Genomic DNA, 24,958 nt, shown 5'->3' with positions numbered 1-24,958 from the left:
ATTTGAGATCACAATCGTCAAGTTTAAGATCACGAAACCCAATTTGAGATCACAATCGCCAAGTTTAAGATCACGAACTCGGATTTGAGATCACAATCGCCTAGTATAAGATCACGAAACCCAATTTGAGATCACAACCGCCTAGTTTAAGATCACGAAACCCGATTCGAGATCACAATCGCCAAGTTTGAGATCACGAAACTCGATTTGAGATCAACAGCCCCCATTATAGATCAGTCTTAATGAATCACTGATTTGAATTTGCTTCCTGAGGCTTCTTGTGTGTCCATGATGGTGATGAATGCTTTCGGGTCAATATCGTTAATGGTTGTTTTAAGCTTTGATATTTCTAATCTTGTAATGACGACATAGATGATCTCTTTATCGTTGTTTTTATAGCCGCCTTTGCCTTTTAGCTTTGTGACACTCCGTCCAAGTCGTTCAATAATTGCCTCGGCAATTTCGTCATACTCATCTGACACGATAATAACGGCTTTTGTGTCGCCTTCAAAGCCCTGAACGATCGTATCAATCATTTTCGATGCAATGTAATAGGTAATGATGGAGTATAATGCTTGTTCCATTCCAAGGACAAATGCTGCCCATGTGAATACGAAGACATTGAAGAACATGACGAACTCACCAATTGAAAAAGGAATTTTTCTCGTTAAGAGAATTCCCATAATCTCGGTTCCATCTAACGCCCCACCGTATCGAATCACGATGCCTACACCTGCCCCGAGCATTAAGCCACCAAATACTGTGCCGAGTAATGGTTCCGTCGTTACAGGTGTCATATGATGCAATTGAGATTCAACAACGGCTAATACAATGATCCCAATGACAGAGGAGAAGAAAAAGTTTTTCCCAATCATTAAATAACCAGCATATAGGAATGGTAGGTTAAAGATGATAATTAAAATTCCAAAGTTTATATTCGTCAAATTGTTTACGATTAACGAAATCCCAATGATTCCACCATCGATAATTGAATTGGGGATTAAAAACAGCTCAATCGCCATTGCAGCTAGAGTTGCTCCGAATATTAACATAACAAGTCGATAAATAAAGTGTATCGTACTTTCTTTTTTATGTATTACAGACATGAAATTAAGCCCTTCCTAAACAAATATAAAAAGCGAGGATATTCCTCGCCTTAACTGGTTACTAGTGTTGCCAATAAAATTAATTTTTAAAAGAAAAGATTTTAAAATATGTAGATACACATTATCCTATTAATTTTCTAATTTCTTTTTTGAGTGCTTTATGTTCTTTGGATAACTGCTCATCATCAACCTTTAACTGCTCTTTCAGTTCCTTATAGCTTGAGCCATTACGTTTTGATTGGATTACCTTATCATAGGAACTAGTAGAAGCCTTAATGAGAGGGGCAACCTTAACTAGAAATTGAAGGGAAACCTTGTCGTCAATCGTACTCTTAATCTTCTCTTCTGGTAGAGCTAAGTATGTAGCTAAAGCTTTTATAATTTCTTTCTTGTGTTCTTTCAAAAACTTCTCTTTCATTTTTTTATACTTTTCATCGTCTAGCCCAAATTCCTTTTTTGTTAATTCAAAAGAACGGTCATGATCTAGATAGTATGTAATCACTTCTTCTAGAGAATGTCCTGAAAAATGGGCAATGTGATTCGATTTGTACACCTCACGTTTCGTTAACCCTTTACTTGTCCATTTTTCCATTTGCTCCTCTGAAATCTTTCTATGTGGATGATGATCCTCACTTGCAACGGCAGTTGTCATTGGCACTGAAAGAACCATTGTGGCACATACAATAAGTAGTATATGACCAAGCTTTTTCTTCATGAAACTCATTCTCCTTTTTAGTCATTTCAAGATTATCATAACCATTTTTAGTCATTTCATGATGACAAATATTTGAACTGATTGAAAAAGTTAACCGAATTCGGTTTAATGAAAGTAAGAGTTTATTGTTGAACGAGGGTGGTATCTATGAAGATATTAGTTGTTGAAGATAATGATAGTGTATGTTCCATGCTTGAAATGTTCTTTTTAAAAGAAGGATACGAAGGGAAATTTGTTCATGACGGGCAACTTGGTTTTGAAGCATTTAATAAAGAGCATTGGGATTTAATTATTCTAGATTGGATGCTGCCAGTAATGGATGGTGTTACGTTATGCATGAAAATTCGTGAGCTTAGTAAAGTACCGATCATCATGTTAACTGCCAAGGATAGTGAATCTGATCAAGTACTTGGATTAGAAATGGGCGCGGATGATTATGTGACAAAGCCATTTAGCCCATTAACATTAATGGCTAGAATTAAAGCTGTCACTAGACGATTCCAATCAGAAGACGCACCGACGGCTGACAGTCAATATATTCATTCTAATCACTTTAAGATAAGCAAGGAAACACGTGAAGTACTATTTGAAGGTGTATCCTTGAAAAATTTGACTCCTAAGGAATTTGATTTACTGTATTACTTTGTGAAGAATCCTAAGCAAGTCTTTTCGCGAGAACAGTTACTTGATCGCGTATGGGGCTATCAGTTTTATGGCGATGAAAGAACCGTTGATGTTCATATTAAACGATTAAGAAAAAAAATTGGCAAAGATGATCAGCCATTTATCCATACAGTTTGGGGGATTGGGTATAAATTTGATGAAACGATTATCGGAAATGAAGGTTAAGTATTTTTATCAGTTACTTATCAGTCATATAATTATCTTACTTCTTGCATTCCTCTTACTCAGTCTTTTGTTTTCTCATTTTGTAAAAACGTATATTTTTGAGAACAAAGTAGAAGAGTTGGAGGCATATGGAGAACGAATATTAGAAGATTTAACATCGAGGTCGACTTTTGATGGTACAGAACGGTATTTAAATGAGTATTCACAAATTCTAGATGCGAGAAATATTCAATTTGCTCTTTTCAATGAACAGGGCACAATGATTTATGCGCGCTCGTTAATTCCTGTTCTTAAGCTATCAGAAGCGGAATGGGCACGATTAAATAACGGAGAAACAGTTTCAGTAAATCATGATATGAAAAGATTTGATCAGGAAGTCTCATTCGTCGTAATGCCTTCTATGTATGGAGATCAAATGATCGGTGGTGTGTTACTGCTATCGCCGGTTAGCGGTGCTGTCAAAATGATCTCACAACTAAATAAATTTCTTTTGTATACAATTATGATTTCTTTAACGGCAACGATTCTTTTAAGCTGGATTCTATCGAAGAACTTGATACGAAGAATAAGAGAAATTCGAAATGCAACATCTGTTATTTCGAGTGGAGATTACAATGTACAAGTGCGTGATATGTACTTAGATGAAATTGGTCATTTGGCAAAGGATTTTAATAAAATGGTTATTAAGCTTAAAGAGTCGAATGAAGAAATTGATCGGTTGGAAAAAAGGAGGCAAAAGTTTCTTGCCGATGTCTCACATGAAATGAGGACACCATTAACAACCATAAGCGGACTTGCAGAAGGTATCAAAAACGAGCTCATCCCAGAAAGAGAGATACCAAAAGGAATGGATTTAATTGATCGTGAGGCGAAGAGGCTAATTCGTTTAGTTAATGAAAACTTAGATTATGAAAAAATAAGATCGAATCAATTACATTTAGATAAAGTGAAATTGAATGTTCATGACGTTTATGAAGTAGTTGTCGATCAACTAATGCTTCAAGCTGAGAGGAAGGGAAACAAGCTAGAGATTCATGCCCGAGAAGGTGTAGAGGTTTATGCAGATTATGACCGCCTCATTCAAATTCTCGTGAATATAGTTAAAAATAGTATTCAATTTACGAACAATGGGATCATACAGTTAAAAACATATGTCCAAGGAAATGTTGTAGTATTAGAGGTAACTGATGATGGTGAAGGAATTGATCCTGAGGACATAGAACATATTTGGGAGCGATTTTATAAAGCGGACCTTTCACGGACAAACCATTCTATAGGTGAGTTTGGGATTGGGCTTTCCATTGTGAAACAGCTCGTGCAACTACATGACGGGAAAATTAGCGTTAGCAGCCAAAAGGATGAAGGGACAACCTTTAAAATTGAATTGCCTAAAAAGGCATAAGAAAACATAAAGGTAGACCTTTAAGTACTTAAGGTCTACCTTTTATTGTTATATCAGTACATCCTATGACGAAATCGCCTGTGATTCTGTAAGCGGTACTTCCTTTGGAGTCGTTTCTTCAACTTCAGGAATAAACATCACTTCTACATATTTAATATGGTGATCTTCCATGTCAATCACTTCAAATCTATACGATCCGTGATAAATGAAATCTCCCTGTTGTACCTCATAGTTTTCAGTTAAGATCCAACCACCAAGTGTATCAATATCTTCATCATTTATTTGCAATTGAAGGAGCTCGTTTAGTTCGCTAACTAATACTTTTGAGTCAAGAATATAATGCTGCTCTTTGACTTTTCTTATAAGTGGAACTTCATCCATATCGAATTCATCGCGAATTTCTCCAACAATCTCTTCAAGAATATCTTCTACTGTTACGAGTCCAGATGTACCACCATATTCATCCATAAGAATGGCCATATGAATTCGTTCTTTTTGCATTTTTAATAACAAGTCATGGATTGGAATTGTATCAATTACTTTAATGATTGGCCGTAAATAATGATCAATTTCACTTTGTTTACCATCTTTATTCATTATTAAATCAGTCATGATTTCTTTGATGTTAACCATTCCAATAATATGGTCCTTGTCGCCATCTGTTATGGGATATCTTGTGAAGTTTTCAGACTTAGCAATTTGTAAAAGTGTTTCAATTTGGTCCTCTTTTGCTAAAGATAAAATTTGAGTTCTAGGAACCATGATTTCTTTAGCAATTCGATCATCAAAATTAAAGATGTTCGTTACATACTTAAACTCTGATTGGTTAATTTCTCCACTTTCATAGCTCTCTGACAAAATAATTCGTAGCTCTTCTTCAGAGTGAGCAAGTTCGTGCTCTGAAGCTGGCTTTAAGCCAAATAGACCTGTTAATAGCCGTGCAGACCCGTTTAAAAACCAAATAAAAGGGTACATAAGCTTGTAGAATCCAATTAATGGATAGGCAATGAGCATTGTCACTTGTTCCGCCTTCTGGATCGCAATGGTTTTAGGTGCGAGTTCACCCACAACGACATGTAAGAAGGTAACGATCATGAATGCTGCAATGATAATGACAATATGATGTGTAGATTCAGGTAAACCAATAAACTGAATAATTGGGCTTAATAGAACCTCAAATGTTGGCTCACCAATCCAACCTAACCCTAATGCCGTTACTGTAATACCGAGCTGACAAGCAGATAGATATTCATCAAGATTACTCGTAATCTTCTTCACTACTTTTGCTCTGGCACTACCTTCTTCTACTAATTGGTCCACTTTGGAGCTTCTGATTTTCACGATTGCAAACTCAGATACTACGAAAAACGCTGTCAAAGCAATCAAAGTAGCAAAAAGAACCAAGTTTAATATGTCCAAATAATTTCCCCATATCCCGCTAGAATCGGGTTGGGTGTCACCTCCTGGAATTTGAAAATAGGACTAATTCGACAGGCTGAGAAGCGACTTTATAAATGCAGTCTTATCCTTGCTAAGACGACTACAGTAGACGTCTTTTCTAACTTTTTCTATACGATTAATAGCATGTATTAGATCAATGATTTATGCAGTTTCATTTGCTAGATCCTGCATCAATTTGTCGCTCCAGTACCTTTATACGAATATCCTTATGATCTTTTCTTTCTAGTTTTCTATTTATTTTGTCCAATGGAAAATACGCTAGCTCACCGATGCGATACAATGCCCCATCTTATCACCTCAGTTTATCTAAATTACCACCATTATACGGCAGGAAAATCAATACAGTCAAACTTAGTGGTACAGTATAAACGGCTATTTGCTTCATAAAAAAACTTGTTTTCTATAATTTATGCAAAGTTTCTATAATATTTAACAGACTTTTCGGAAAAAATTACGGTTGCAACCATTCACTTGATAATAATCCGTAAATGAACAAATCGTGATAATGGTCGTATAAGTATTCACCTTGACGAATAACTCCTTCTTCGATAAAACCTAATCGTTTAGGGATCGCCTGACTTCGAACATTTAATGCTCCACAACGGATTTCAAGTCTATTTAAACCAAGATCTAAGAAGGCATAATTGATTAATGCTTGGACACTTCTTGTCATGATCCCACTTCCTTCAACATGCTTTGCAAGATAGTAGCCAATTGAACTTTGCTTATTTGCCCAATCAATATTATGAAACCCTACACAACCGACTAATTCTCCATAATAACGAATTCCAAGATTACAGCCATTATTGTTCGCGAATTGAGTTAGCCAATTTGGGATAATTTCATGATATTGTGTAGGGGAAATTGTGGAGTCTACCCACGGCAGCCATTGTCTTAGATGATGTCTATTCTCATCAACTAGCTGAAAAAGCTCATTAGCATGCTGCAATTCAAATAATTGCAATTCGATCTCATGATCAACTTTTAATGTAAACATTTCAATCTCCTCTACTATTGTTTTTGAATGAGAAACATTACTTAATTGGTAATGTGATCGAAAACACTGTTCGACTTTCTTCAGACTGGCATGTTAATTTACCACGATGCTTCTCAATGATTTCACTACAGACAAATAAACCTAAGCCAGTCCCTAACTTCTTTGTTGTAAAAAAAGGTTCAAAAATTGTATTTACTAGGTGATCAGGTATTTTGGGTCCGTTGTTGGCAATATGTAGAGTAATGAATGAGTCTTCTTTTCTCGATTCAAGCTCAATGACAGGGTTTGTTCGGTCAGGGCTTAACACATCTATTGCGTTAAAGATAATATTAATAAGCACTTGGCGGATTTCATCTGAATAGCCTTCTAATTCTACATCTTCACAAAGGGTTTTTATGATTTTTACTTTACCATCTACAATACTTGGATATAAGAAATTTAACACTTCTTCAATTAATGCGTTTAAAGAAAAGAGTGTTTTTTCTTTACCAATTAGCTCTTTCTTTGAAAGCAATAAAAACTGAGAAATTCGAAAGTTTAACTGTTCTAATTCATTTGAAATGATGTTGAGATATTCCATCTTAGGGTATTCAGCTTTAAGGAGTTGAATGAATCCTTGGATTGAAGTTAATGGATTTCGAAATTCATGTATAAAGCTAGAAGTCATTTGACCTAAAATCGTCAGGCGATCTTTATGTGTGGAATCGAGAAGCTGTGTTTTCTCTTCTATGATATTATTTTGTGCTTCACTATAATAGGAGACAGCGAAATATAAAAATTGATCAAGGCGAAAATGAATGTGGCTAATAGCTGATTTTATCGTACAATCATCAAATGTAAGGCGATAGATATACTCACATATAATTCTTTTGCCAGCATGTACATTATACACATAGTTGCCAATATTAAATGGCGGCTGACGACTGTCATTGTGGTGAAAGTGTGCAAGTTCACTAATGCGTTTATCAAATCCCTTCGGATCATTGATAGGATATTCAAATAAAACAACACATAGCTCGTTCATGATTTCGATGAGGTTGTTTGAAAACGGATCTGATTCAGTTGATTGAATGTTTGTATACCAATCGCTTATAATGTCTTCCTTATATTCAGTTAATAAAGTACTAAATATTTCATTCGTGACAGTTTGCATAGGACCCCCCAATGATTGGTTTGACGTAATACATAAAATGGCCGTATTCATCTCATATAAATAAAATTCGATGGGATTTTCATAATTCCTCTAACTATGGATGGTGATTTTTCGGGAAAATATTCCTGTTTTTTCTATTATTCTGGTGAAATCTGAGTGTTTTTTATAAAAAGTGTGAGAATGCTTGATTATCGCATCTAGTTAGATGTATTCTTATATGAAGAGAGTTAACGTGTAATTTTACACTGGTAAAAAGGATGAGTAGAGATGACACGTGATGAAGTAATTGCAAAAGTTTCAGAGAAAATGAGATTGATTCGTACCGAAGCAGGCTATACACAGGATAAAATGGCTGAAATCATTGGCGTTTCAAAAAAGACACTTGTCCAAATTGAGAAGGGTAGATTAGATGCAAGTTGGGCGACCGTTGTTTCTTTATGTGCACTTTTTAGAGAAACAGAAACGGTACGATTTTTATTTGGTGATGAACCATTGGAAGTACTTGAAACGATTGCACGAGAAGGCATTGATTATCGCAAAGAGAAAACAATGGGTGGTAAAATTTGGTGGAGAGAGTGTTCGCAAAAAAATGGATACATTCTTCAGCAAAACATTATTAGCCAACATTTTCGAATTATAGATCAAGATCATTTTCGAATCTTTTCAAGTTTTGATGAACAAGCTTCAAAAGAACGATTTTATGAAATGACAAGAGAAGAAATTTAAATAAGAAAAAGCTTCGAATTTTATTCGAAGCTTTTTCTTATTTAGCTACAAGTACAGAGCAAGGGGCATTTTTTAATATTTTCTCACTGGTACTTCCGATGAAGAGTTTTTTTAAGCCTTTCTTTTGTGAACTTCCGGTGATAATTAAGTCTGCATCAATCGTTTCTGCGAAATGACAAATTCGTTCAGCTGGTTCTCCTTCTAACACCTCAAATTCAGCATTTACTCCATAGCGACTCACAATAGCCTTTGCCGTATGGAAGGCTTGATTTACACTTGTTGTAATACTTCCATTTTCATTCCCATACAGTTCCTCTTTAGTCGGTCTATTGTTTACTGCTGGCATTTGAATGCCTTCAATGGCATAACTCCCTGCTCTCATTGGCGTCATGTTTTGTTCTGTTGTAAATGGAGTCGGTTCGGTTGTTAAATCAAATACCTGTGCTATAAATAGCTGGGTTTTATGTTGTGTATCTATTTTTTCCAATGCAAGCTTAAGCGCAGTTTGACTACTTTCTGAATCATCATATGCAACTACAATTTTATTAACGAGCATTTTTTACACCCTTTCGAATTTATCTTCCATAGATTAAATTTCCATTTTGAACTTATGTTCTTATTTAATTAAATACCCGGATAATTCCAATCTAAACCACTAGTGTTCCGTTATCAGCCTAGAGACTGAGACAGAAACAGGCGTGAGCCAGTTTTTGTTAGCATGTATTGATTAGTAAGATAGGGTTATATTGAATATGAATGGGAGAATGTAAAATGGAGAAAATGAGGGAAATTTTTCAAAATAAAACGTATGTGAAATTATTTATAGCAAATGTGACGATGCAAATGGGGAGCACCATCGGTTTGACCGCATTCATGTTTTATATGCTTAATCGATTTTCCACTCAACCTGCTTATGCAACGATAACAGAATTAATGTATTCATTGCCAACCTTGGCCGTTTTCTTTTTAGTGGGAGTCTTTGCTGATCGCATGGACCGACAAAAGATTGCTTATTATTGTGATTGGATATCAGCAAGTCTTTCAATTGTACTTTTATTAGCAATTTTTATAGGGTGGATGCCTTTTATTTTCTTTGTCTTATTTGTGAGAAGTGCAGTTCAAAAGTTCTTTTTCCCAGCTGAACATGCGATGATTCAAGGAATATTAAAAGAAGATGATTACGCCACAGCAGCGGGGTTAAATCAGGCAGTTATGAGTTTGTTTATGTTATTTGGAAGTGGAATAGGGGCTGTCGTATATTGGACAGTAGGCGTTTATGGAGCAATTATAGTAGATGCCATTGCACTCATCATCAGTGCGTTCTTCATTCGTTCGACCGTTATTCCGGAGGAAGTTCGCTTGCCCAATGGACAGCATAAACTAAAAGACTTGAATTTATCTATTGTATATTCAGATTTTAAAGCAGGGTTTATGTATATCATGAAAGACCGATTGATCTTCTCTTTAATTATTGGTTTCTTTGTATTTGGAATCGTCAATGGTGGTTTTTCTGTCATGCCGATTTTTATGTTGAAGTATAAGCTAGCACCAGAAGCGTATGAGCAAATGGCAGTCATTACGAGCATCTGCTTTGGGGCAGGGATTCTTATTGGAAGTATGATTGCATCAATCGTTGCCCAAAAGATTGCACTTCATAAAATGATTATATTAGGGCTTGTTTTCACTGGTACATTCATTGTCCTTTCCTCTTTCTTTAATCATCTGTTCTTGTATTTTGCGTGTTTAGCAATTATTGGTCTAGGCTTGCCATTTATTAATGTTGCAATTGGAGGTTGGCTACCGAGTATCATTGATCCAAAGATGATGGGAAGAGTACAAGGCTGGATCAGCCCCTTAATGATGCTGTCACAGTCGATCACATTAGGTCTAATAGCAGTAGTATTTCCAAAGTTTATTACGATTGATGCGATTTTCTGGATCGTGGGCAGCTGCTTTATGTTAGTTTCGGTATATTATGCAATAGTGCTGCCACGATTTATTGCTCAAAAAAAAATACAAAAAGTAGAAGCAGCTGTATAATTGAAGTGAACGAATTCATAAATAGAAACGTCTGATAAGGTGACCATGCTCATTTTAATTTAAATGATGTGCAAAAAGGGGATGGATATGACTGAAGAGCAGTTGGTAGTTAGAGCAAAGAATGGAGATCATCAATCATTAGCATCTTTACTTCAGACAAACCATTCTTTTTTAAAAAAATATTTAATTAAAATCACATTGAATCCAGATCTTTCTGAGGAGCTTGCCCAAGAAACAATGGCAAAATGTGTAGAAAAGATTCATTTGTATAATGGAAAATCAAAGTTTTCAACATGGATGATTGCAATTGCATCAAATTTATATATCGATTTAAATAGAAAAAAGAAAACAGAACAAAGGTATTTGGAGAAAGAAGCAATTCACCGAAAGTTATCATGGGAAATGGCACTAGTAAATGAGGAGTGGAATGAGGTGCTTGAAGCCTTGAGTCACTTACCGGATTCCTTAAGGCTGCCTGTAGTGCTGCGGCATTATTATGGGTATTCCTATCGTGAGGTTGGACAAATGCTTTCTATTGCGGAAGGTACAGTAAAGTCACGAGTTCATAAAGGCATTCAAGTAATTCGAGAGGAGCTGTTTAAACATGAAGGGTAATGAAAAATCGAATGAAAAAATTATAGAAGTAATACAAGAAAATTTGGACAAGGTTGAAAAAACGGTCAACGATTCTCATTTATCTTTACAATGGTATGAACAGTTCGTTTTAGACAAGAAGGCAGAACTTAGAAAGAAGCAATGGAAGGAAAGTATAGCATTTCTAATTGCATCTATTCTAATTGTTTGTACCGTACTCATCCTTTTGAGTCAAAGTCCGATTGCATTTGTCATTCTGCAAGCAGTGGTTTCATTATTACTGATCGGCTATTGCATATCGTTGTATAAGAAGCGAGGCACACATTTATGGCAGAAATAAAATTGTGGCAACTCTTAATCATTGCAATGATACTAATCACACAAAGTTGGTTTTTGTTTACAAACGCAAGAAAACATGGCCATAATCATTGGTTTTGGGGAATCGTCGGTTTGATCCAATCACCTATGCCGCTCTTATTTTATTTAATTTTTGCTCGCAAAATCTTTCATAAAAAGTAACCTATCTAGATTGTCATAAATTCGTTGAATTTCAGACACGGAATATTCCTTTTTATTTTATAAGGTGAAGCTGTCTTCGTGCTATTTTTAAAAGAGATAGAGTGCGAAGGGAGAATGGGAAATGGAAGAATTGTCAGTAACACTCGCTATTGCTAGCATTATGATTCTCGGTTACTTCATTGGAAATGCCCTATTTAAACTTTAATAAGAACTTTCTTAGTGTAGACAAAGTCGTAAATTGGCTTTGTCTATATGTATTTTAAAGGAAACTTTTTAAAATGAATACTTTGGGGAAATGAATATATTATCAAATAGAGGAGGGATTAATTATAATGGCTGATCGAATAGAGCGGGATACGTTAGGAGAAGTAAAAGTTCAGGAGAATAAGTACTGGGGGGCACAAACGGAGAGGAGCAGAAATAACTTTAGTATTGGGCAAGAGAAGATGCCAATTGAGCTTATTTATGCGTTTGCAATCATAAAACGCAGCGCAGCGATTGTGAATTACCAGCTTGGTAAATTGTCTATAGGTAAAAAGGATGCGATTGTACAAGCTGCTGATGAAATTATTGCTAAAAAAGTAGATGAACATTTCCCTTTATCCGTTTGGCAAACGGGAAGTGGGACACAATCCAATATGAATGTAAACGAAGTGATTGCTTATCTCGCAAATGAATGGTTAAAGGAAAAGGGAAGTGACGAAGTCGTTCACCCAAACGATGACGTGAATATGTCTCAAAGCTCGAATGACACCTTTCCAACGGCTATGCATATTGCCTCATATATTGAAGTTCATGAAATGTTGCTTCCTGTTCTGTCAGAAATGAGTAAAGCATTAAAGGTTAAGGAAGAAAGGTTTGCGCATATTGTTAAGATCGGCAGAACTCATCTTCAGGATGCGACACCATTGACTCTTGGACAAGAAGTGAGTGGATGGAGGTTTATGCTTGAGAAAAGCCAGCAAATGATCACAGAAGCTTCTAAGCAACTCCTATTCCTAGCAATCGGAGGAACGGCTGTTGGAACAGGAATAAATGCCGATCCAACATTTGGAGAGAAAGTTGCAAATGAAGTTTCGAAGCAGACAGGATTTTCCTTTCAAGCATCCCCGAATAAATTTCATGCATTAACAAGTCATGATGAAATCGTCTATGTACACGGTGCATTAAAAGGGCTAGCGGCAGATTTAATGAAGATTGCAAATGATATTAGGTGGTTAGCAAGTGGCCCTCGAAGTGGAATTGGAGAGTTGAAAATTCCAGCAAACGAACCTGGAAGCTCAATTATGCCAGGAAAGGTAAACCCTACTCAGGCTGAAGCGTTAACGATGATTTGCACGCAAGTTTTTGGAAATGATGTGACGATTAGCGTTGGAGCAAGCCAAGGGAATTTTGAGCTAAATGTTTATAAACCCGTTATTGTCTACAATTTCTTGCAAACTGTTCGATTACTCTCTGATGGAATTCATTCCTTTACAAAAAACTGTGTGATTGGAATAGAAGCTAATGAAGCGGTAATTGTAGAGCATGTTAATTCTTCATTAATGCTCGTAACGGCTTTAAATCCTCATATTGGTTATGAAAAGGCCGCAGCGATTGCTAAGCATGCTTTTTCAAGCGGTATTACTTTAAAAGAAGCAGCATTAAAATCTGGTCATGTGACTGAGGAAGAATATATACAATGGGTTGACCCAGAAAAAATGATTTAGTCAATCAAAAAATTAAACGCCCCCTATTTTATATAGGGGGCAAGCCATTTCTTATTCAGTTTTATTACTTAGATCCACCAAATTGTTGTTCAGCCATTTGAACTAAACGTTTTGTGATTTCTCCACCTACTGATCCATTTGCTCTTGCAGTTGTTTCAGCACCTAAGTTTACACCAAATTCACTTGCAATTTCATACTTCATTTGGTCAAGTGCTTGTTGAACTCCTGGAACTAATAATTGATTAGATGAACTGTTGTTTGATTGAGCCATGATGTTCCATCTCCTCATAACATATTTTTTGGTTGAGTCAGTTGGCTATTCGCCAAGCGACCCATCGATGTTATTTAAGGTTTTGCACCTTGTAAAAAGTATTATGGTTGATTTTCAATTTAATATGCCTAACTTCTTTCGGGAATTAATTCCACATTTGAATGTGGAAGAGTCACATACACTATAGACAAAGATAGTGTAAAGGTGAGAGTGAATATGAAAAATTGTTCAGTATGCAATGGAATGAGTGTTATTACAAAAAGTTGTGAAGCTTGTGGTAAACAGTTAATGGAGGATTTAGGAAGAGTTTCAGATTATTACGATGCATATAGTGCATATATGCCAATTGAATCTTTAGAAGAAGTAAATCATGGACAATCATGTGTTCATTTACTTTACTGCGAGCAATGTATGAGGCAAATAACAATCGAAATTTAGAAGATAAACTATGATCATTCCGAGACTTTTGAAAATAGTTCACATACATTGTTGCACCTAGCTTTTCATCGTGAAATTTCTCTTGGATTCGGGACTTTCCTAGGCTATATGCATAGTCTAACGAGAGTTACGAAAACAGTTATGAAGAAGTCTCTACTTGTTAAAACTAGTGAAAAACATGCAGGCAAAGTCGAAAATCGACTTTGCCTGCATTCTAAGTTTTACTACGAGTGTACTTTTGAGGGCTATTTAGTGTAACGCTAACTTCCATAAAAAAATAACACCTTATAAAACCTATCGCTAAGATGCATACAACATAATGTAGTATTGTAAGTATGTTACTTTCTGTGGGAAGCAAAGCTACAGAGTAAAAAGAAATATAATTGATTTTCTGCGTCGAAGTTATGTGAATCATGAATTAATTAAGCAAAAAAGTATTAATTTTATATTCGTTGCTCTGTTTCATTATCGAAAAAATGGGCTTTGTTCATATCAATTTTTAAGTGTATTAATGCTTTCTTAGCAGTAAAATGAGAAGGTAGTCTCGCCACTATTTGTTGAGAAGCAATATGACAGTATAGAATCGTTTCAGCACCAGTCATTTCGGTCAAACCAGCTTGAACAGTCAGATAAGAAACTAATTCCTTGTTATGCTGCTCATATAAATCTTCTGGTCTTATACCAAGGATTACTTCTTTTCCAATATAGGCTTGGAGAGCTGCTCGCTTTTTATCAGGAATTTTAATTCTTTGTTGTCCAACAATAAAGAAATCTCCTTCAAGCTTTCCATTTAAGAAATTCATTGCAGGTGAGCCGATGAAACCTCCAACGAAAACGTTGTTAGGATACTCATACACTTCTTTTGGCGTACCAATTTGTTGAATCACTCCATCATTCATCACGACAAGTCTGTTTGCCATTGTCATGGCCTCTGTTTGATCATGCGTGACATAAATTGTTGTTGTTTTTAATTTCTTATGTAACTTAATAATTTCAGCACGCATTTGCACCCTTAATTTTGCATCTAAGTTAGACAGTGGCTCATCCATTAAAAAGATTTTTGCATCTCTTACAATGGCTCTTCCTAATGCTACTCGCTGCCGTTGTCCACCTGAAAGTGAATTTGGTTTTTGCTTTAAGAATTTCATTAAGCCGAGTACCTCAGCAGTTTTTTCAACTCTTTCGTTTATTTCTTTCTTTGAAATCTTTTGCAGCTTTAATGAAAACGCCATATTTTCATAAACTGTCATATGTGGATAGAGAGCATAGTTTTGAAAGACCATCGCAATATTACGTTTTTGAGCTGGAATATCATTAGAGTGTATACCATTAATGTATAGATTTCCATGTGTTATTTCATCTAAACCGGCTATCATTTTTAATGTCGTTGATTTCCCACAGCCAGAGGGACCTATTAGTGCAATAAACTCTGAGTCATGAATATGTAAATTGAAGTCTTGTACAGTATTTGATTTGCCATCATATGTTTTATACATATGTTCAATTTTTAATTCTGCCATCATGTTCCTCCATTTTCTCATCATTGAATCTATTTTATCGAAGTTCAATGATTTAACAAATGATAAAAAGCACATATTTTTTAAAGTATTTCATAAACGTGCAAAAGAAAAACTGTAGAAGGAAACAACTTCTACAGTTTCAGATTGCCCGACAAACGCAAGCATACGTCGTTATTTGGCATCAAAGTCCCCTCTTGAATTCGGGTATTCACTCGACTGTACGCTTAGTTTAGACAAGCGTTTTCAATACAGTCTGAGGGTTTCTCTTATAATTAAAAAATCTTCTAAAAAAAGATGTAGACAAAGTCAGAAATCGACTTTGTCTACAACTAACAGTAGAAGGAAACAAATTCTACTGATTATACATATTATAAAGGCGGTTCTTCTTTTTGGATGTCTTGTGATTCCTCGATGTTAGTGTAGTCTCCATATTGGTTTACATGACCACCGGCCATACCTTCGTTAATCATTCTATCAACATCAAAATATGCTTCATCTCTGCCTTCGTAATTTATATCTGTTTCGGTATTCGTCTTTCTCTTTTTCATATTTAGTACCTCCTTTTAATCCTCATTCATTATTAGGATTTCAAAAGATACGATTGTTAATCATGAATAAGACTGGCAAAAATTAATCATTATTCGTATACATGGAAAAGCATGAGCTCATGTATTTGACTTTTAATTTCAGATTCAAGTTCCTTCGGTTCTGCAGTAATCCATTCAATCTTCCCATCTGGATGATAGATCGCATTGAATTTTTCTTTTTGATAATAAAAAGAGATTTTCCAGCCTGGAAGCTGTTTGTTCTCGTAGAGTGGTTTGTACTGAAAATGCTGTAACATGCTAATCCCTCCTTACATTATTGTAACGTGAAAGAGGAAAATTGCGAAGATTTTTATTTCAGGAACCGTTTGTGTCATTGAAGCGAGTAAGTTCAAAAAAGACATCGCAAAGTGTACGGATTCTTTTCGCTTCTATTTCAGTTTCATCAAAGCTCATAGGCTTTGCATTGACTTCATATACAACATACTCCCCATCTACTGAAAGACCAACATCAATTGAAAATTCATGGAATGATCCAATTTTTTCTGTTAATAAATCCCCAATTCTCGCTGCAATGTTTTTGAAAAATTGATCATGATGCTCATTCTGTAACAGTGGATAAGGAATGAGGATTCCCCCATTTGGTATATGCGTTGTTATTTGCTGTTTTTTGGATTGGCGAATGCCTACCCCTGTGATGTGATAGGTCTGATTGATTTTATGAACAAGCACTCTAAAATCATAGCGACTGCCATTGTAAAGAGCTGGATTAATTGCTTTTTGAGCTAAATAGGAAAGGTCATTTTGGATTGACTTCACATAAGCCCAACACTCTGTGAAGTCATTAAATGTTTTTTCCAGATGATGTCCAGTTATCATATACTGTTGTGTGCTCTTCATTTTTAATTGGTATATTCCCCGACCTTGTGTGCCATGTGAAGGCTTTAAATATATGCTCTCATGATCAAGTAGGAATTGTTTAAATGATTGTTCTTCTTTAATGGATATAGTTAGTGGGATGAAATTAGCTAGTTCCTCATCGTTTAGTAATATTTTATATAGAGATTCTTTATCAAGAAAGGCGGGGTTAAAGATAGGTATATCATGTGATTTGCAGAGTGAGACTACTTTTTTGAACGAATGAGCGTCTTCCATATGACGAAATGGGACTCGGTTGTATACTAGGTGAGGAAGAGGGCTTTCAATTTGAACCCACTTCAGTTTTTCCTGTATATAAAGGATGCCACTCATTTTATCATTCGTCATTTGATTAGGGCTTGTAATGATGCAAAGACCGCCCCGTTTCTGACACTCCTCCTGCAAAGCGTATAGAAGCGAGCGATTGCCAATTAAACGACCATGCTTTTGATCTCCAACTAAGATGGCTATCAATGGGCCAGCATTGTTGTTGACAACTAATGGTGAAAAGGAATGTGTGATCTCCTCGAACTTTTTTAATTTTTTTAACGTTCGTTTATTTTTACCAAACGTCACTGGAAAATCGGAAGACCATTCCTTAGACAATGGGTGATAATAAATCATGGGAAAAACAGTTCTTCAGGTTTACGATAGGATTGTTCTGTTAAATAGATTGCATATTCAAGCGAGCGGATTCTTGTTAAATAGTCATACTCTCTCATTTGTGGATGTTTAAAAATAGATCGCCCAGGCTTACTATTCGCTTCGAAAAGCCAAATGTTTCCATCTTGATCTATGCCCATATCGAAGCCAATTTCTCCAATAATGCCCTCCATATTGTTTTCGATTTCAATGCTAATTGCCAAAACAGCTTCCTTTAGTTTATCAAAATCAGCATCTGTTATCACTTGCTGTTCAATCAATTCTGATACGGTTTTTATTTTTCCACCGCTGTTAATATGTGTTGTCACACTACCAGGGCCAGCCACCTTTGCGGCAATAGCTGTAAGTTCCCATTCTCCGTTTATACCTTTATTTGTATGAACCCTAAAGTCTACAGAACGGTTATCTAGCCTAATTAATCGGATGCCTTGTTGAACAAGGAGTGTGTGCAAGCTCCTCTCCTTAAATATATTTTTCATTAATGCTTCTAATGTCGTGAACCTTTTTAGTTTATTACCATGAATCGAGTCTCGGTAGCGGCAATAGTAGAGACCATCATTTTTGTTGTAAATAACTTGATGAATGCCGAGTCCAGAGCTTCCATTCTGCGGCTTGATGTATACATGCCCGTACTTTCCTAGTAGCTTTTCGATGGATGAAAAGGATGTAAATGCATGGGTGTCAGGTAAATATTTAGCGACTGATGTTTGTTGAAGTCGTTCAAAGACGTCCATCTTATTGAAAAAGCCTGGATTATACCAAGGAATTAAATATTCCTTTTGAAGCCGTTGTTTTATTTCTTTAAAGCTTTTAAGCTTTTCACTTTTTCGATTTGGAAGTCGATCATAGATAACGTTTGGGAAGGGAACCTCCATTGTCTTCCAATCTTGATCAATATAGAATAACCCATTAATTGTTCCTTTTTCCCAATTAATTAAATGGTCACCAAAGATAAATGGAATTACACCTGCCGTTTTTTTAACTGATAAAAGTTTAGAGAAAAACATTGTTCTCTCCCCTAAAGGACGAACAGAGTACGTATGAAAACTAGAAGTAAATATGCCTACAAGCGGACCGATGATTAAGCAGTCATGGATAATAAAAACATGTAATGGAGTTTCTTTAAAAGAATGAAAGTAAATTGACTCTGCTAATTGCTTCCCGATTTTAAGAATGTTGCGCTTTTTTTGTTCTATAATTTTCTTCACTTCAACTGAATGTGTTCCAAAAGCGACTTTATTGATCTTGTATTTTAGAAGAAACTCTTTTGGTAATTGGAGAGTATCCGTATTCTCTTTATCTATTTCGATTATAAATTTTTGTCTCATAATAGAAGAACTCCTTTGTTAGTAATGCTTTACTGTTTTTTCGAATAAAAACCGTGCATAGGCAAGTGGTGCTTCGTAAAGCTCATCTGCAACCGTTGGGTTTGTTGATAGTGGAACAGTTCTTCCTGGTTTAGAATTAATGTCTAAAACCCAAATCGCATTTTGTTTATCAATGCCAATGTCTAATCCGATTTCAAAGAGTGATGGGAATTGTTCTTCAAGAATGAGTGGAAGTGAACGTGTAATGTCATCAATTTCATGAGTGATAAATTGTTGTTTATGTTTTGGATATGTTTCAATCCATTCTTCAAACGTACCGATTGAACTTCCTGAATGGATGTTAGATGTTAGATGATTTGGGAGACCGTTACGAACGCCCCTACCTACTTCTTTCCACTTTCCATGGAAGTTCTTTTGCAGCAGAATTCTTACATCAAATGGTTGAAACTGATCGTTTTGAAGGTGAACGTAAGGTTGAGATAAGTACTCGTATTGCTGGATCAATTGGGCGAGCCATCTTTCAAACTTTTCTTCTGTCAAAGTATAAGAGATATGTCTTTCTTCTTTATCTGTATCAACTATCCAACTGTTGCCATTATTTGTGCATTTATAAATACCTCTGCCGCCAGAACCATCGATTGGCTTGAGGACAATGCTTGAATACAACGGTGCCTCTTCAACCAATGATAGTACGTTTTCTACTCGATTTGTTTGCAATAAATAGGGCGATAGCTTCGTATGAATAAGCGCTTCATATAAAGTGATTTTATGTGGAAGACCATGGCCGAGAAAAAGATGCTGTTCATTTGCCTTTAACCAATTCACAATTGCTATACACTGTTTTGAATGATAATCTTGCTGATAAAAGCATCTGTCGTAAAGAACTTGGGGGATTGGAAATGTTGCCTCCTCCCAATTATTTGCAGCTGAATTGTATTTCATTCCATCGACAGATTCAGTCGTCGGGTTAATCTTTGAAGGTACAAACTTGTAACATTCTATATTGTGATGAAAAGCTCTTTTTGCTATTTCCGTAAAATAGCTCGTTTCCTTCCTTTCATCTAATGTCATAATGCCAAATGAAAGCATCACAGTTCCCTCCTTTGTGTGTTCATTTTTTCTTTTACTAATGAAAAACTTAGTGCATAAATGGCTTTTGCAGATGGTCGAATTTTTATCGAGGGTGCTTCAGTCGATTTAGAAGGTTTAACATTCGCTTCGATAAACCAAATGTCTCCGTATAAATCGATCCCTAAATCAATCCCGAACTCAGCATAATACCCTTCGGCTTTATTGGCGATGAGCTCTGAAATCTCAGTAGCGACTATTTTCATCAAAGTAACCTTTTCGAATGACTCCTTCTGCGAAAAGCTTTTTTGGAGGACTTGCATTGGTTTTGTTAAGCTTCCTCCTTGTGAAAGGTTTGCAACGATCTGATCAGCACTTGAGATACGGGCTACGATTGAAGTAACCTTCCAATCATAGGTAATATTGCGGTGACAGAGTACACGAAAATCGAGAAGTCGCTGTTCATCCTGAATGAATGAAATACCTTGTTGAATAATGTAGGATTTCTTTTGAAACAGTGAGTGAAACCAGGATAGGATATCATCTGTATTTAGAAACAATCTCATCTTTTCTGATTGCCTAAGGTTGGATTGCTCAACGATCCATTGTGTATCCTTTTTAGTAATTTTATAAATTCCTTTTCCCAGACTTCCATTCACCGGTTTTAAATAGATGGCACTATACTTCTTCAAAAAATCTAATAGTGTGGTTTTGGAAGCAAGAGCAGTTTGCGGGATATAAGGCTTTAAATGCTCTTCACCTTCTAGTAAAGAATGAACGGTATGCTTTGATAAGAAGCCTTCATTGAAAAAAGTTATGTTTTGTGAGAATAATTTTTCCTTGAATATCGCAAAAGAGTGGGTTTGTTCTAGCTTTCTAGAGTGAATTCTATTATAAATAACTGTAGGCAATGGAACGTTGTGTTTTATCCATTGATGATCCTTTTCAAAAGTATATCCATGAATTTCATTGTTTCTAAAATCTTTATAGTGAAAGACATAAAAGAGTCCTCCAACTTGCTTTGAGATTTCATCAAGTTCTTCACAAAAGAAGTGAACACTTTTAAAGTTTGGACCATTCTCTTCTTCCGAAAAATCGGTTAGGATGGCAATTACAGGACCAAGAAATATACAATTTAATTCCCTTGAAAAGCTAAGATGAAGTTCTTTTTCCTGAATTGAAGGATAGTTGTTGATGATGTTTAAAGGAAGTTGGATCTCATTAGATGGAATTGGTCTACTTGATAGGTAGCAATTTACCCGTGATTGCCCAATTTGTAAGGCAATTCCCTTGTCTTTTTCTAAACCTAATTCATCAATCAATGATTCATTTAAAGCAACACTGTTTTCATGCTGAAACAATTTATGCTTGCTAATCGTAATAGTTTTAGAATGTGAAAACATATGAATCCCCTCATTATTAGCATTATGGGCAGGAGCTGATACTGCATCATATGTATAGTAAGAAAGAATGTGAGGATGGATAACCAATTTCGTTTTCAATTAGAAAGGTTGATTGTATGAACGCTTTACTCACAATATCCCTAATGACAATCATTGGAGCGGTTGTTGCAGGGTCTACAAATTATTTAGCGATCAAAATGCTTTTTAAACCTTACAATCCAATCTATATTGGAAAATGGCGTGTACCATTTACCCCAGGACTAATACCAAAACGTCGGGATGAGGTTGCAGAGCAAATGGGGAAGCTAGTCGTTAACCATTTGTTAACTGCTGAGAGCATTAAAAAGAAAATAACCAGTGATTCTTTTAAGGACGAGGTTACAAAAGTAGTCGAAAAAGAATTAAATCAATTCATTCACTCTGAAAAAACAATCCAAGAACTGTTCAGTTCGATTGGAGTTGAAGGTGTACAATTAAATATTAGCAATGGAATCGAAAAAGCGATTGAAAGTAAGTATGAGCAATTTATGGTGGAAAAAAGATCAGAACCATTGAGAAAGGTACTTCCCGAATCATTCATTCAAAGTATAAATGGGAAAATTCCGATTGTTACTTTGATGTTATTGGAAAAAGGAAGAGATTATTTTTCTAGTGAAGAAGGAAAATTAAGAATTCAAGGCATGGCAAACGAATTTGTGAATGAACGCGATGGCATGGTTCGGAATATGTTGAAGATGGTCATTGGAAATAGGAATATTGCAGATAAGCTTCAACCAGAGATCGTAAAGTTTTTAAGAAGTGAAGGAGCAGCTAAACTTGTTCATTCATTGCTTGTTAAAGAGTGGAATAAAATGCTCGACCAGCACACTTCTAATTATGAAACGATGGTTGAGAAAGAAAAAATTGTAAATGTAATGAAAACAGCCTCACAAAAAGCATTGAATCTGAATAAGCTTTCATCGACGCCTATAAAGGATCTTACTAAAAGCTATCTTCCAAACTTGCAAAAAGAATGGGTCTCTACCTTGGTGCATAAGCTATGTGACCACGCAGCTTTAAGAGTTGAAGCAGTGATGGATCAATTAAAATTATCTGAAATGGTTCGAGATCAAGTAAGCCACTTTCCAGTTAAAAGGCTCGAAGAAATGGTCTTTTCAATCATTAATAAAGAATTAAAGATGATTACATTACTTGGGGCGTTAATTGGAGGAATTATTGGAATTATCCAAGGTGTTGTCTTTGTTATTATGATGTAAGGGGTGTTTCTTTCAATTGTAAAGATTGTTTGTTATAGTTGAGGAAGTTATAAAAAGGGAGTGTTTTACATGGGATTAAATTTAATGGAATCAGCAAACCAACTTGAACAGGCGATTCGCGAAAGTAAAGAATATACAACCTTGAAAGAAGCATATGACGCAGTAAATGCAGATCCGTCTGCAAAATCAATGTTTGATAATTTTCGTAATATCCAATTAACTTTACAGCAAAAGCAAATGGCTGGAGAAGAATTGTCTCAAGAAGAGGTTGAGCAAGCACAAAAGGTCGTTGCCCTTGTTCAACAGCATGAAGGCATTTCAAAATTGATGGAAGCTGAGCAACAGATGAGTGTCGTGATTACTGAATTAAATCAAGTGATTATGAAGCCATTAGAAGATTTATATAATGCACCAGAACAATAAAAGATAGTCATATACTTTTCCTTTAGAATGTAGACAAAGTCGTTTTCCGACTTTGTCTACATGTTTTTTAAGGGAATGTTTACTAACAGGAATAACCGAACGCTTGTCAGGAAGTTGGATGAATAGCCGAATAGAACCTTTCGTACATAAAAGACAACTAACGACATATGCTAGCGTTTGACAATAGTCTTCAGGGGAGGCGTATGCTTCTCCTTCTTTGCTTTTTAAAAGATGCTTTGTTATGATTTTGTGAAAAATGAATGGAGTGTGCCAACGTGAAGCAGGCAATTTTTCTTGATCGTGATGGTGTAATAAACGAAGTTCTTACGAATAGGGTGAAGTTTGTAAATCATCCAGACGATTTTTATTTTCTCCCTGGGGCAAAGGAGGCGATTGTGGATCTTTCAAAACTTGACGTACCGATCTTTGTAGTGACAAATCAAGGTGGTGTTGGACTAGGGTTTATGACTGAGGAGAGACTTCATTCCGTGCATGAATTCATGATGAACGAAGTGGAAGTTTCAGGAGGCAAGATAACTGCTGTAGCTCATTGTCCGCATAAGCCAAAAGAAGGCTGCTCTTGTAGAAAACCAAATGCTGGGATGTTGATTGAATTAGCTAAGCAACACGAAATTGATTTATCTCGAAGCGTTATGGTTGGGGACCATGAACGAGATATTGAGGCTGGTTTGAAAGCGGGTTGTCATACTGTGTTTATTGGAGAGGGAGAGACGAGCTCCCCTTATCGTGCAATCACTTTACTCGATGCTGTAGAACGAATCAAAAGTCTTTTACTGCATGAAGGAAGGTAGCTAGTAATGCTCACTTGTTCTAATCTTGGTCATCTACACATAAAAGTGTATAAAGGATGATTACAACAGGAATAGGGGGCAAAAGAATGATTTACCGCCTACTTGCACTAAATATTGACGGTACATTGCTACAATCAAATGGAAGATTGCACAAATCAACGAAGGAAGCGATTGACTTTGTCCAGCAAAAAGGGATTTATGTCACTTTAGTTACATCTCGAAGCTTCCCCTCTGCAAAAAAAGTGGCTAAAGCATTAAAAATTGACAATATGCTTGTTACTCATAGAGGTGCCTTTATTGGCAATGCAAGCAATAAAAACATCTATGTAAGAAGAATAGCAGGAACGGTTGCCTATGATTTAGTCCGATTATTAGAAGGGTTTTCATGTCAAATTCGCCTTGTTCACGAAAAATTCTCCCTTGCTAACAAATCAAAGTTAAATCATAACCTACTAGCAAAAACAGTTTTTACTACTGGGGATCCAATTTTTTATTCACAACAATTTGTTGAATCGCTTAGTGAGACGATTTTAGATCAGCCGATTACCCCACCAAAAATTGAAGTGTATTTCGAAGACCAAGAAGACTTAAAAGATGTTGTTGAAGTTGTTCGAAACACATTTAATGAAGTGGAAACTGTAGCATTGTCTGAATTTCGCTTAGATATTGTTCCTAGAGGTGTGTCGAAGCTAAATAGTCTCATGCTTTTGGGAGAGTACTTGAACATTCGCAGTAGTGAAATGGTCGTCATAGGAGATGAACTCGATGATCAGCCAATGATCGAAGCAGCTGGATTAGGGGTTGCCATGGGCAATGCTCCAACAGAAGTAAAACAAGCAGCCGATTGGTTAACGCGTACGAACGATCAACATGGAGTTACCTTTATGGTAAAGGAACATTTTCGGAAGCAGCATCCAATTGAATTTTTAAGAAAGATGAATATACTAAAATAAGAAGAAGCCATAGATTGATTAGAATGTCAATCTATGGTTTTTTACATAGGTGGATGATTCTCTTTTCTTGCAACGGCGGTTGACCATGT

Annotated in this window: 27 protein-coding genes; 13 read left to right on the top strand and 14 right to left on the bottom strand. The window is 35.9% G+C overall.

Annotation, left to right across the window (positions count from 1 at the left end):
- Positions 1-239 precede the first annotated feature (239 nt).
- Entirely contained in the window at positions 240-1,106 is an 867-nt protein-coding gene (locus tag AC6F34_RS12895; protein ID WP_500772749.1) for a YitT family protein, read from the bottom strand.
- A 121-nt stretch (positions 1,107-1,227) separates the two neighbouring features.
- Positions 1,228-1,821: a hypothetical protein gene (locus AC6F34_RS12890; RefSeq protein WP_500772747.1), complete on the bottom strand. Its 594-nt coding sequence runs from the start codon at positions 1,819-1,821 to the stop codon at positions 1,228-1,230.
- A 147-nt stretch (positions 1,822-1,968) separates the two neighbouring features.
- Between AC6F34_RS12890 and AC6F34_RS12885 the strand changes: the two genes are divergently transcribed.
- Positions 1,969-2,670, top strand: a complete 702-nt coding sequence (locus AC6F34_RS12885; protein ID WP_500772745.1) for a winged helix-turn-helix domain-containing protein — start codon at positions 1,969-1,971, stop codon at positions 2,668-2,670.
- Positions 2,660-4,072, top strand: coding sequence for an ATP-binding protein (locus AC6F34_RS12880; protein WP_500772903.1), 1,413 nt, complete (start codon positions 2,660-2,662; stop codon positions 4,070-4,072). Before AC6F34_RS12885 ends, AC6F34_RS12880 begins: the two co-directional genes overlap by 11 nt.
- 63 nt (positions 4,073-4,135) lie before the next feature.
- Here the strand turns inward: AC6F34_RS12880 and AC6F34_RS12875 are convergent, their stop codons facing one another.
- The 3 genes from AC6F34_RS12875 to AC6F34_RS12865 form a co-directional block, all read right to left on the bottom strand.
- The gene (locus tag AC6F34_RS12875; protein ID WP_500772743.1) at positions 4,136-5,491 is read right to left on the bottom strand and encodes a hemolysin family protein; all 1,356 of its coding nucleotides are present in this window, start codon (positions 5,489-5,491) and stop codon (positions 4,136-4,138) included.
- Positions 5,492-5,984: 493 nt separating this feature from the next.
- Complete coding sequence (locus AC6F34_RS12870; RefSeq protein ID WP_500772741.1) at positions 5,985-6,530, bottom strand: GNAT family N-acetyltransferase; 546 nt, start codon at positions 6,528-6,530, stop codon at positions 5,985-5,987.
- Between the two features lie 37 nt (positions 6,531-6,567).
- Positions 6,568-7,683, bottom strand: coding sequence for an ATP-binding protein (locus AC6F34_RS12865; RefSeq protein WP_500772739.1), 1,116 nt, complete (start codon positions 7,681-7,683; stop codon positions 6,568-6,570).
- 267 nt (positions 7,684-7,950) lie between these two features.
- Here AC6F34_RS12865 and AC6F34_RS12860 point away from each other — a divergent pair, with 267 nt between their 5' ends.
- A complete protein-coding gene (locus AC6F34_RS12860; RefSeq protein ID WP_500772737.1) occupies positions 7,951-8,409 on the top strand; it encodes a helix-turn-helix transcriptional regulator in 459 nt (152 codons plus the stop codon).
- Positions 8,410-8,446: 37 nt separating this feature from the next.
- Here the strand turns inward: AC6F34_RS12860 and AC6F34_RS12855 are convergent, their stop codons facing one another.
- Complete coding sequence (locus AC6F34_RS12855; protein ID WP_500772735.1) at positions 8,447-8,965, bottom strand: universal stress protein; 519 nt, start codon at positions 8,963-8,965, stop codon at positions 8,447-8,449.
- A 215-nt stretch (positions 8,966-9,180) separates the two neighbouring features.
- Between AC6F34_RS12855 and AC6F34_RS12850 the strand changes: the two genes are divergently transcribed.
- The 5 genes from AC6F34_RS12850 (at position 9,181) to fumC (ending at position 13,271) form a co-directional block, all read left to right on the top strand.
- Positions 9,181-10,449, top strand: coding sequence for an MFS transporter (locus tag AC6F34_RS12850; RefSeq protein WP_500772733.1), 1,269 nt, complete (start codon positions 9,181-9,183; stop codon positions 10,447-10,449).
- 87 nt (positions 10,450-10,536) lie between these two features.
- Positions 10,537-11,064 carry an RNA polymerase sigma factor SigY gene (sigY, locus tag AC6F34_RS12845; protein WP_500772731.1) on the top strand — a complete coding sequence of 176 codons (528 nt, stop codon included), beginning with the start codon at positions 10,537-10,539 and terminating at the stop codon, positions 11,062-11,064.
- Positions 11,054-11,383, top strand: coding sequence for a YxlC family protein (locus AC6F34_RS12840; protein WP_500772729.1), 330 nt, complete (start codon positions 11,054-11,056; stop codon positions 11,381-11,383). Before sigY ends, AC6F34_RS12840 begins: the two co-directional genes overlap by 11 nt.
- Positions 11,371-11,562: a sigma-Y antisigma factor component gene (locus tag AC6F34_RS12835; RefSeq protein ID WP_500772727.1), complete on the top strand. Its 192-nt coding sequence runs from the start codon at positions 11,371-11,373 to the stop codon at positions 11,560-11,562. Before AC6F34_RS12840 ends, AC6F34_RS12835 begins: the two co-directional genes overlap by 13 nt.
- Before the next feature lie 332 nt (positions 11,563-11,894).
- The gene (gene fumC / locus AC6F34_RS12830; protein ID WP_500772725.1) at positions 11,895-13,271 is read left to right on the top strand and encodes a class II fumarate hydratase; all 1,377 of its coding nucleotides are present in this window, start codon (positions 11,895-11,897) and stop codon (positions 13,269-13,271) included.
- A 64-nt stretch (positions 13,272-13,335) separates the two neighbouring features.
- On the opposite strand, the gene AC6F34_RS12825 is transcribed toward fumC, so the two are convergent.
- Positions 13,336-13,542 carry an alpha/beta-type small acid-soluble spore protein gene (locus tag AC6F34_RS12825; protein ID WP_500772723.1) on the bottom strand — a complete coding sequence of 69 codons (207 nt, stop codon included), beginning with the start codon at positions 13,540-13,542 and terminating at the stop codon, positions 13,336-13,338.
- A gap of 216 nt (positions 13,543-13,758) precedes the next feature.
- On the opposite strand from AC6F34_RS12825, the gene AC6F34_RS12820 reads away from it, so the two are divergent.
- A complete protein-coding gene (locus AC6F34_RS12820; protein WP_500772721.1) occupies positions 13,759-13,980 on the top strand; it encodes a hypothetical protein in 222 nt (73 codons plus the stop codon).
- 443 nt (positions 13,981-14,423) lie between these two features.
- Here the strand turns inward: AC6F34_RS12820 and AC6F34_RS12815 are convergent, their stop codons facing one another.
- The 7 genes from AC6F34_RS12815 to AC6F34_RS12785 all read right to left on the bottom strand — a co-directional run bounded on the left by AC6F34_RS12815 (position 14,424) and on the right by AC6F34_RS12785 (position 21,425).
- Complete coding sequence (locus AC6F34_RS12815) at positions 14,424-15,500, bottom strand: ABC transporter ATP-binding protein (protein WP_500772719.1); 1,077 nt, start codon at positions 15,498-15,500, stop codon at positions 14,424-14,426.
- A 368-nt stretch (positions 15,501-15,868) separates the two neighbouring features.
- Positions 15,869-16,048 carry a hypothetical protein gene (locus AC6F34_RS12810; RefSeq protein WP_500772717.1) on the bottom strand — a complete coding sequence of 60 codons (180 nt, stop codon included), beginning with the start codon at positions 16,046-16,048 and terminating at the stop codon, positions 15,869-15,871.
- An 89-nt stretch (positions 16,049-16,137) separates the two neighbouring features.
- A complete protein-coding gene (locus AC6F34_RS12805) occupies positions 16,138-16,344 on the bottom strand; it encodes a YheE family protein (protein WP_500772715.1) in 207 nt (68 codons plus the stop codon).
- A 58-nt stretch (positions 16,345-16,402) separates the two neighbouring features.
- Complete coding sequence (locus AC6F34_RS12800) at positions 16,403-17,587, bottom strand: YheC/YheD family endospore coat-associated protein (RefSeq protein ID WP_500772713.1); 1,185 nt, start codon at positions 17,585-17,587, stop codon at positions 16,403-16,405.
- Positions 17,584-18,954: a YheC/YheD family endospore coat-associated protein gene (locus AC6F34_RS12795; RefSeq protein ID WP_500772711.1), complete on the bottom strand. Its 1,371-nt coding sequence runs from the start codon at positions 18,952-18,954 to the stop codon at positions 17,584-17,586. Before AC6F34_RS12795 ends, AC6F34_RS12800 begins: the two co-directional genes overlap by 4 nt.
- Positions 18,955-18,972: 18 nt before the next feature.
- Complete coding sequence (locus AC6F34_RS12790) at positions 18,973-20,043, bottom strand: YheC/YheD family endospore coat-associated protein (RefSeq protein ID WP_500772709.1); 1,071 nt, start codon at positions 20,041-20,043, stop codon at positions 18,973-18,975.
- The gene (locus tag AC6F34_RS12785) at positions 20,043-21,425 is read right to left on the bottom strand and encodes a YheC/YheD family endospore coat-associated protein (RefSeq protein WP_500772708.1); all 1,383 of its coding nucleotides are present in this window, start codon (positions 21,423-21,425) and stop codon (positions 20,043-20,045) included. Before AC6F34_RS12785 ends, AC6F34_RS12790 begins: the two co-directional genes overlap by 1 nt.
- Positions 21,426-21,541: 116 nt before the next feature.
- On the opposite strand from AC6F34_RS12785, the gene AC6F34_RS12780 reads away from it, so the two are divergent.
- From AC6F34_RS12780 to AC6F34_RS12765, 4 genes are all read left to right on the top strand, one after another.
- Entirely contained in the window at positions 21,542-22,681 is a 1,140-nt protein-coding gene (locus AC6F34_RS12780; RefSeq protein ID WP_500772706.1) for a DUF445 domain-containing protein, read from the top strand.
- 69 nt (positions 22,682-22,750) lie between these two features.
- Complete coding sequence (locus AC6F34_RS12775) at positions 22,751-23,104, top strand: YlbF/YmcA family competence regulator (RefSeq protein WP_500772704.1); 354 nt, start codon at positions 22,751-22,753, stop codon at positions 23,102-23,104.
- A gap of 275 nt (positions 23,105-23,379) precedes the next feature.
- Complete coding sequence (locus tag AC6F34_RS12770; protein ID WP_500772702.1) at positions 23,380-23,916, top strand: D-glycero-alpha-D-manno-heptose-1,7-bisphosphate 7-phosphatase; 537 nt, start codon at positions 23,380-23,382, stop codon at positions 23,914-23,916.
- An 86-nt stretch (positions 23,917-24,002) separates the two neighbouring features.
- The gene (locus AC6F34_RS12765) at positions 24,003-24,869 is read left to right on the top strand and encodes a Cof-type HAD-IIB family hydrolase (RefSeq protein ID WP_500772700.1); all 867 of its coding nucleotides are present in this window, start codon (positions 24,003-24,005) and stop codon (positions 24,867-24,869) included.
- The last annotated feature ends 89 nt before the right edge of the window (positions 24,870-24,958 follow it).

The organism is Niallia sp. CD-39, from assembly GCF_059874745.1.
This window is presented reverse-complemented; position numbering and strand designations above follow the sequence as displayed.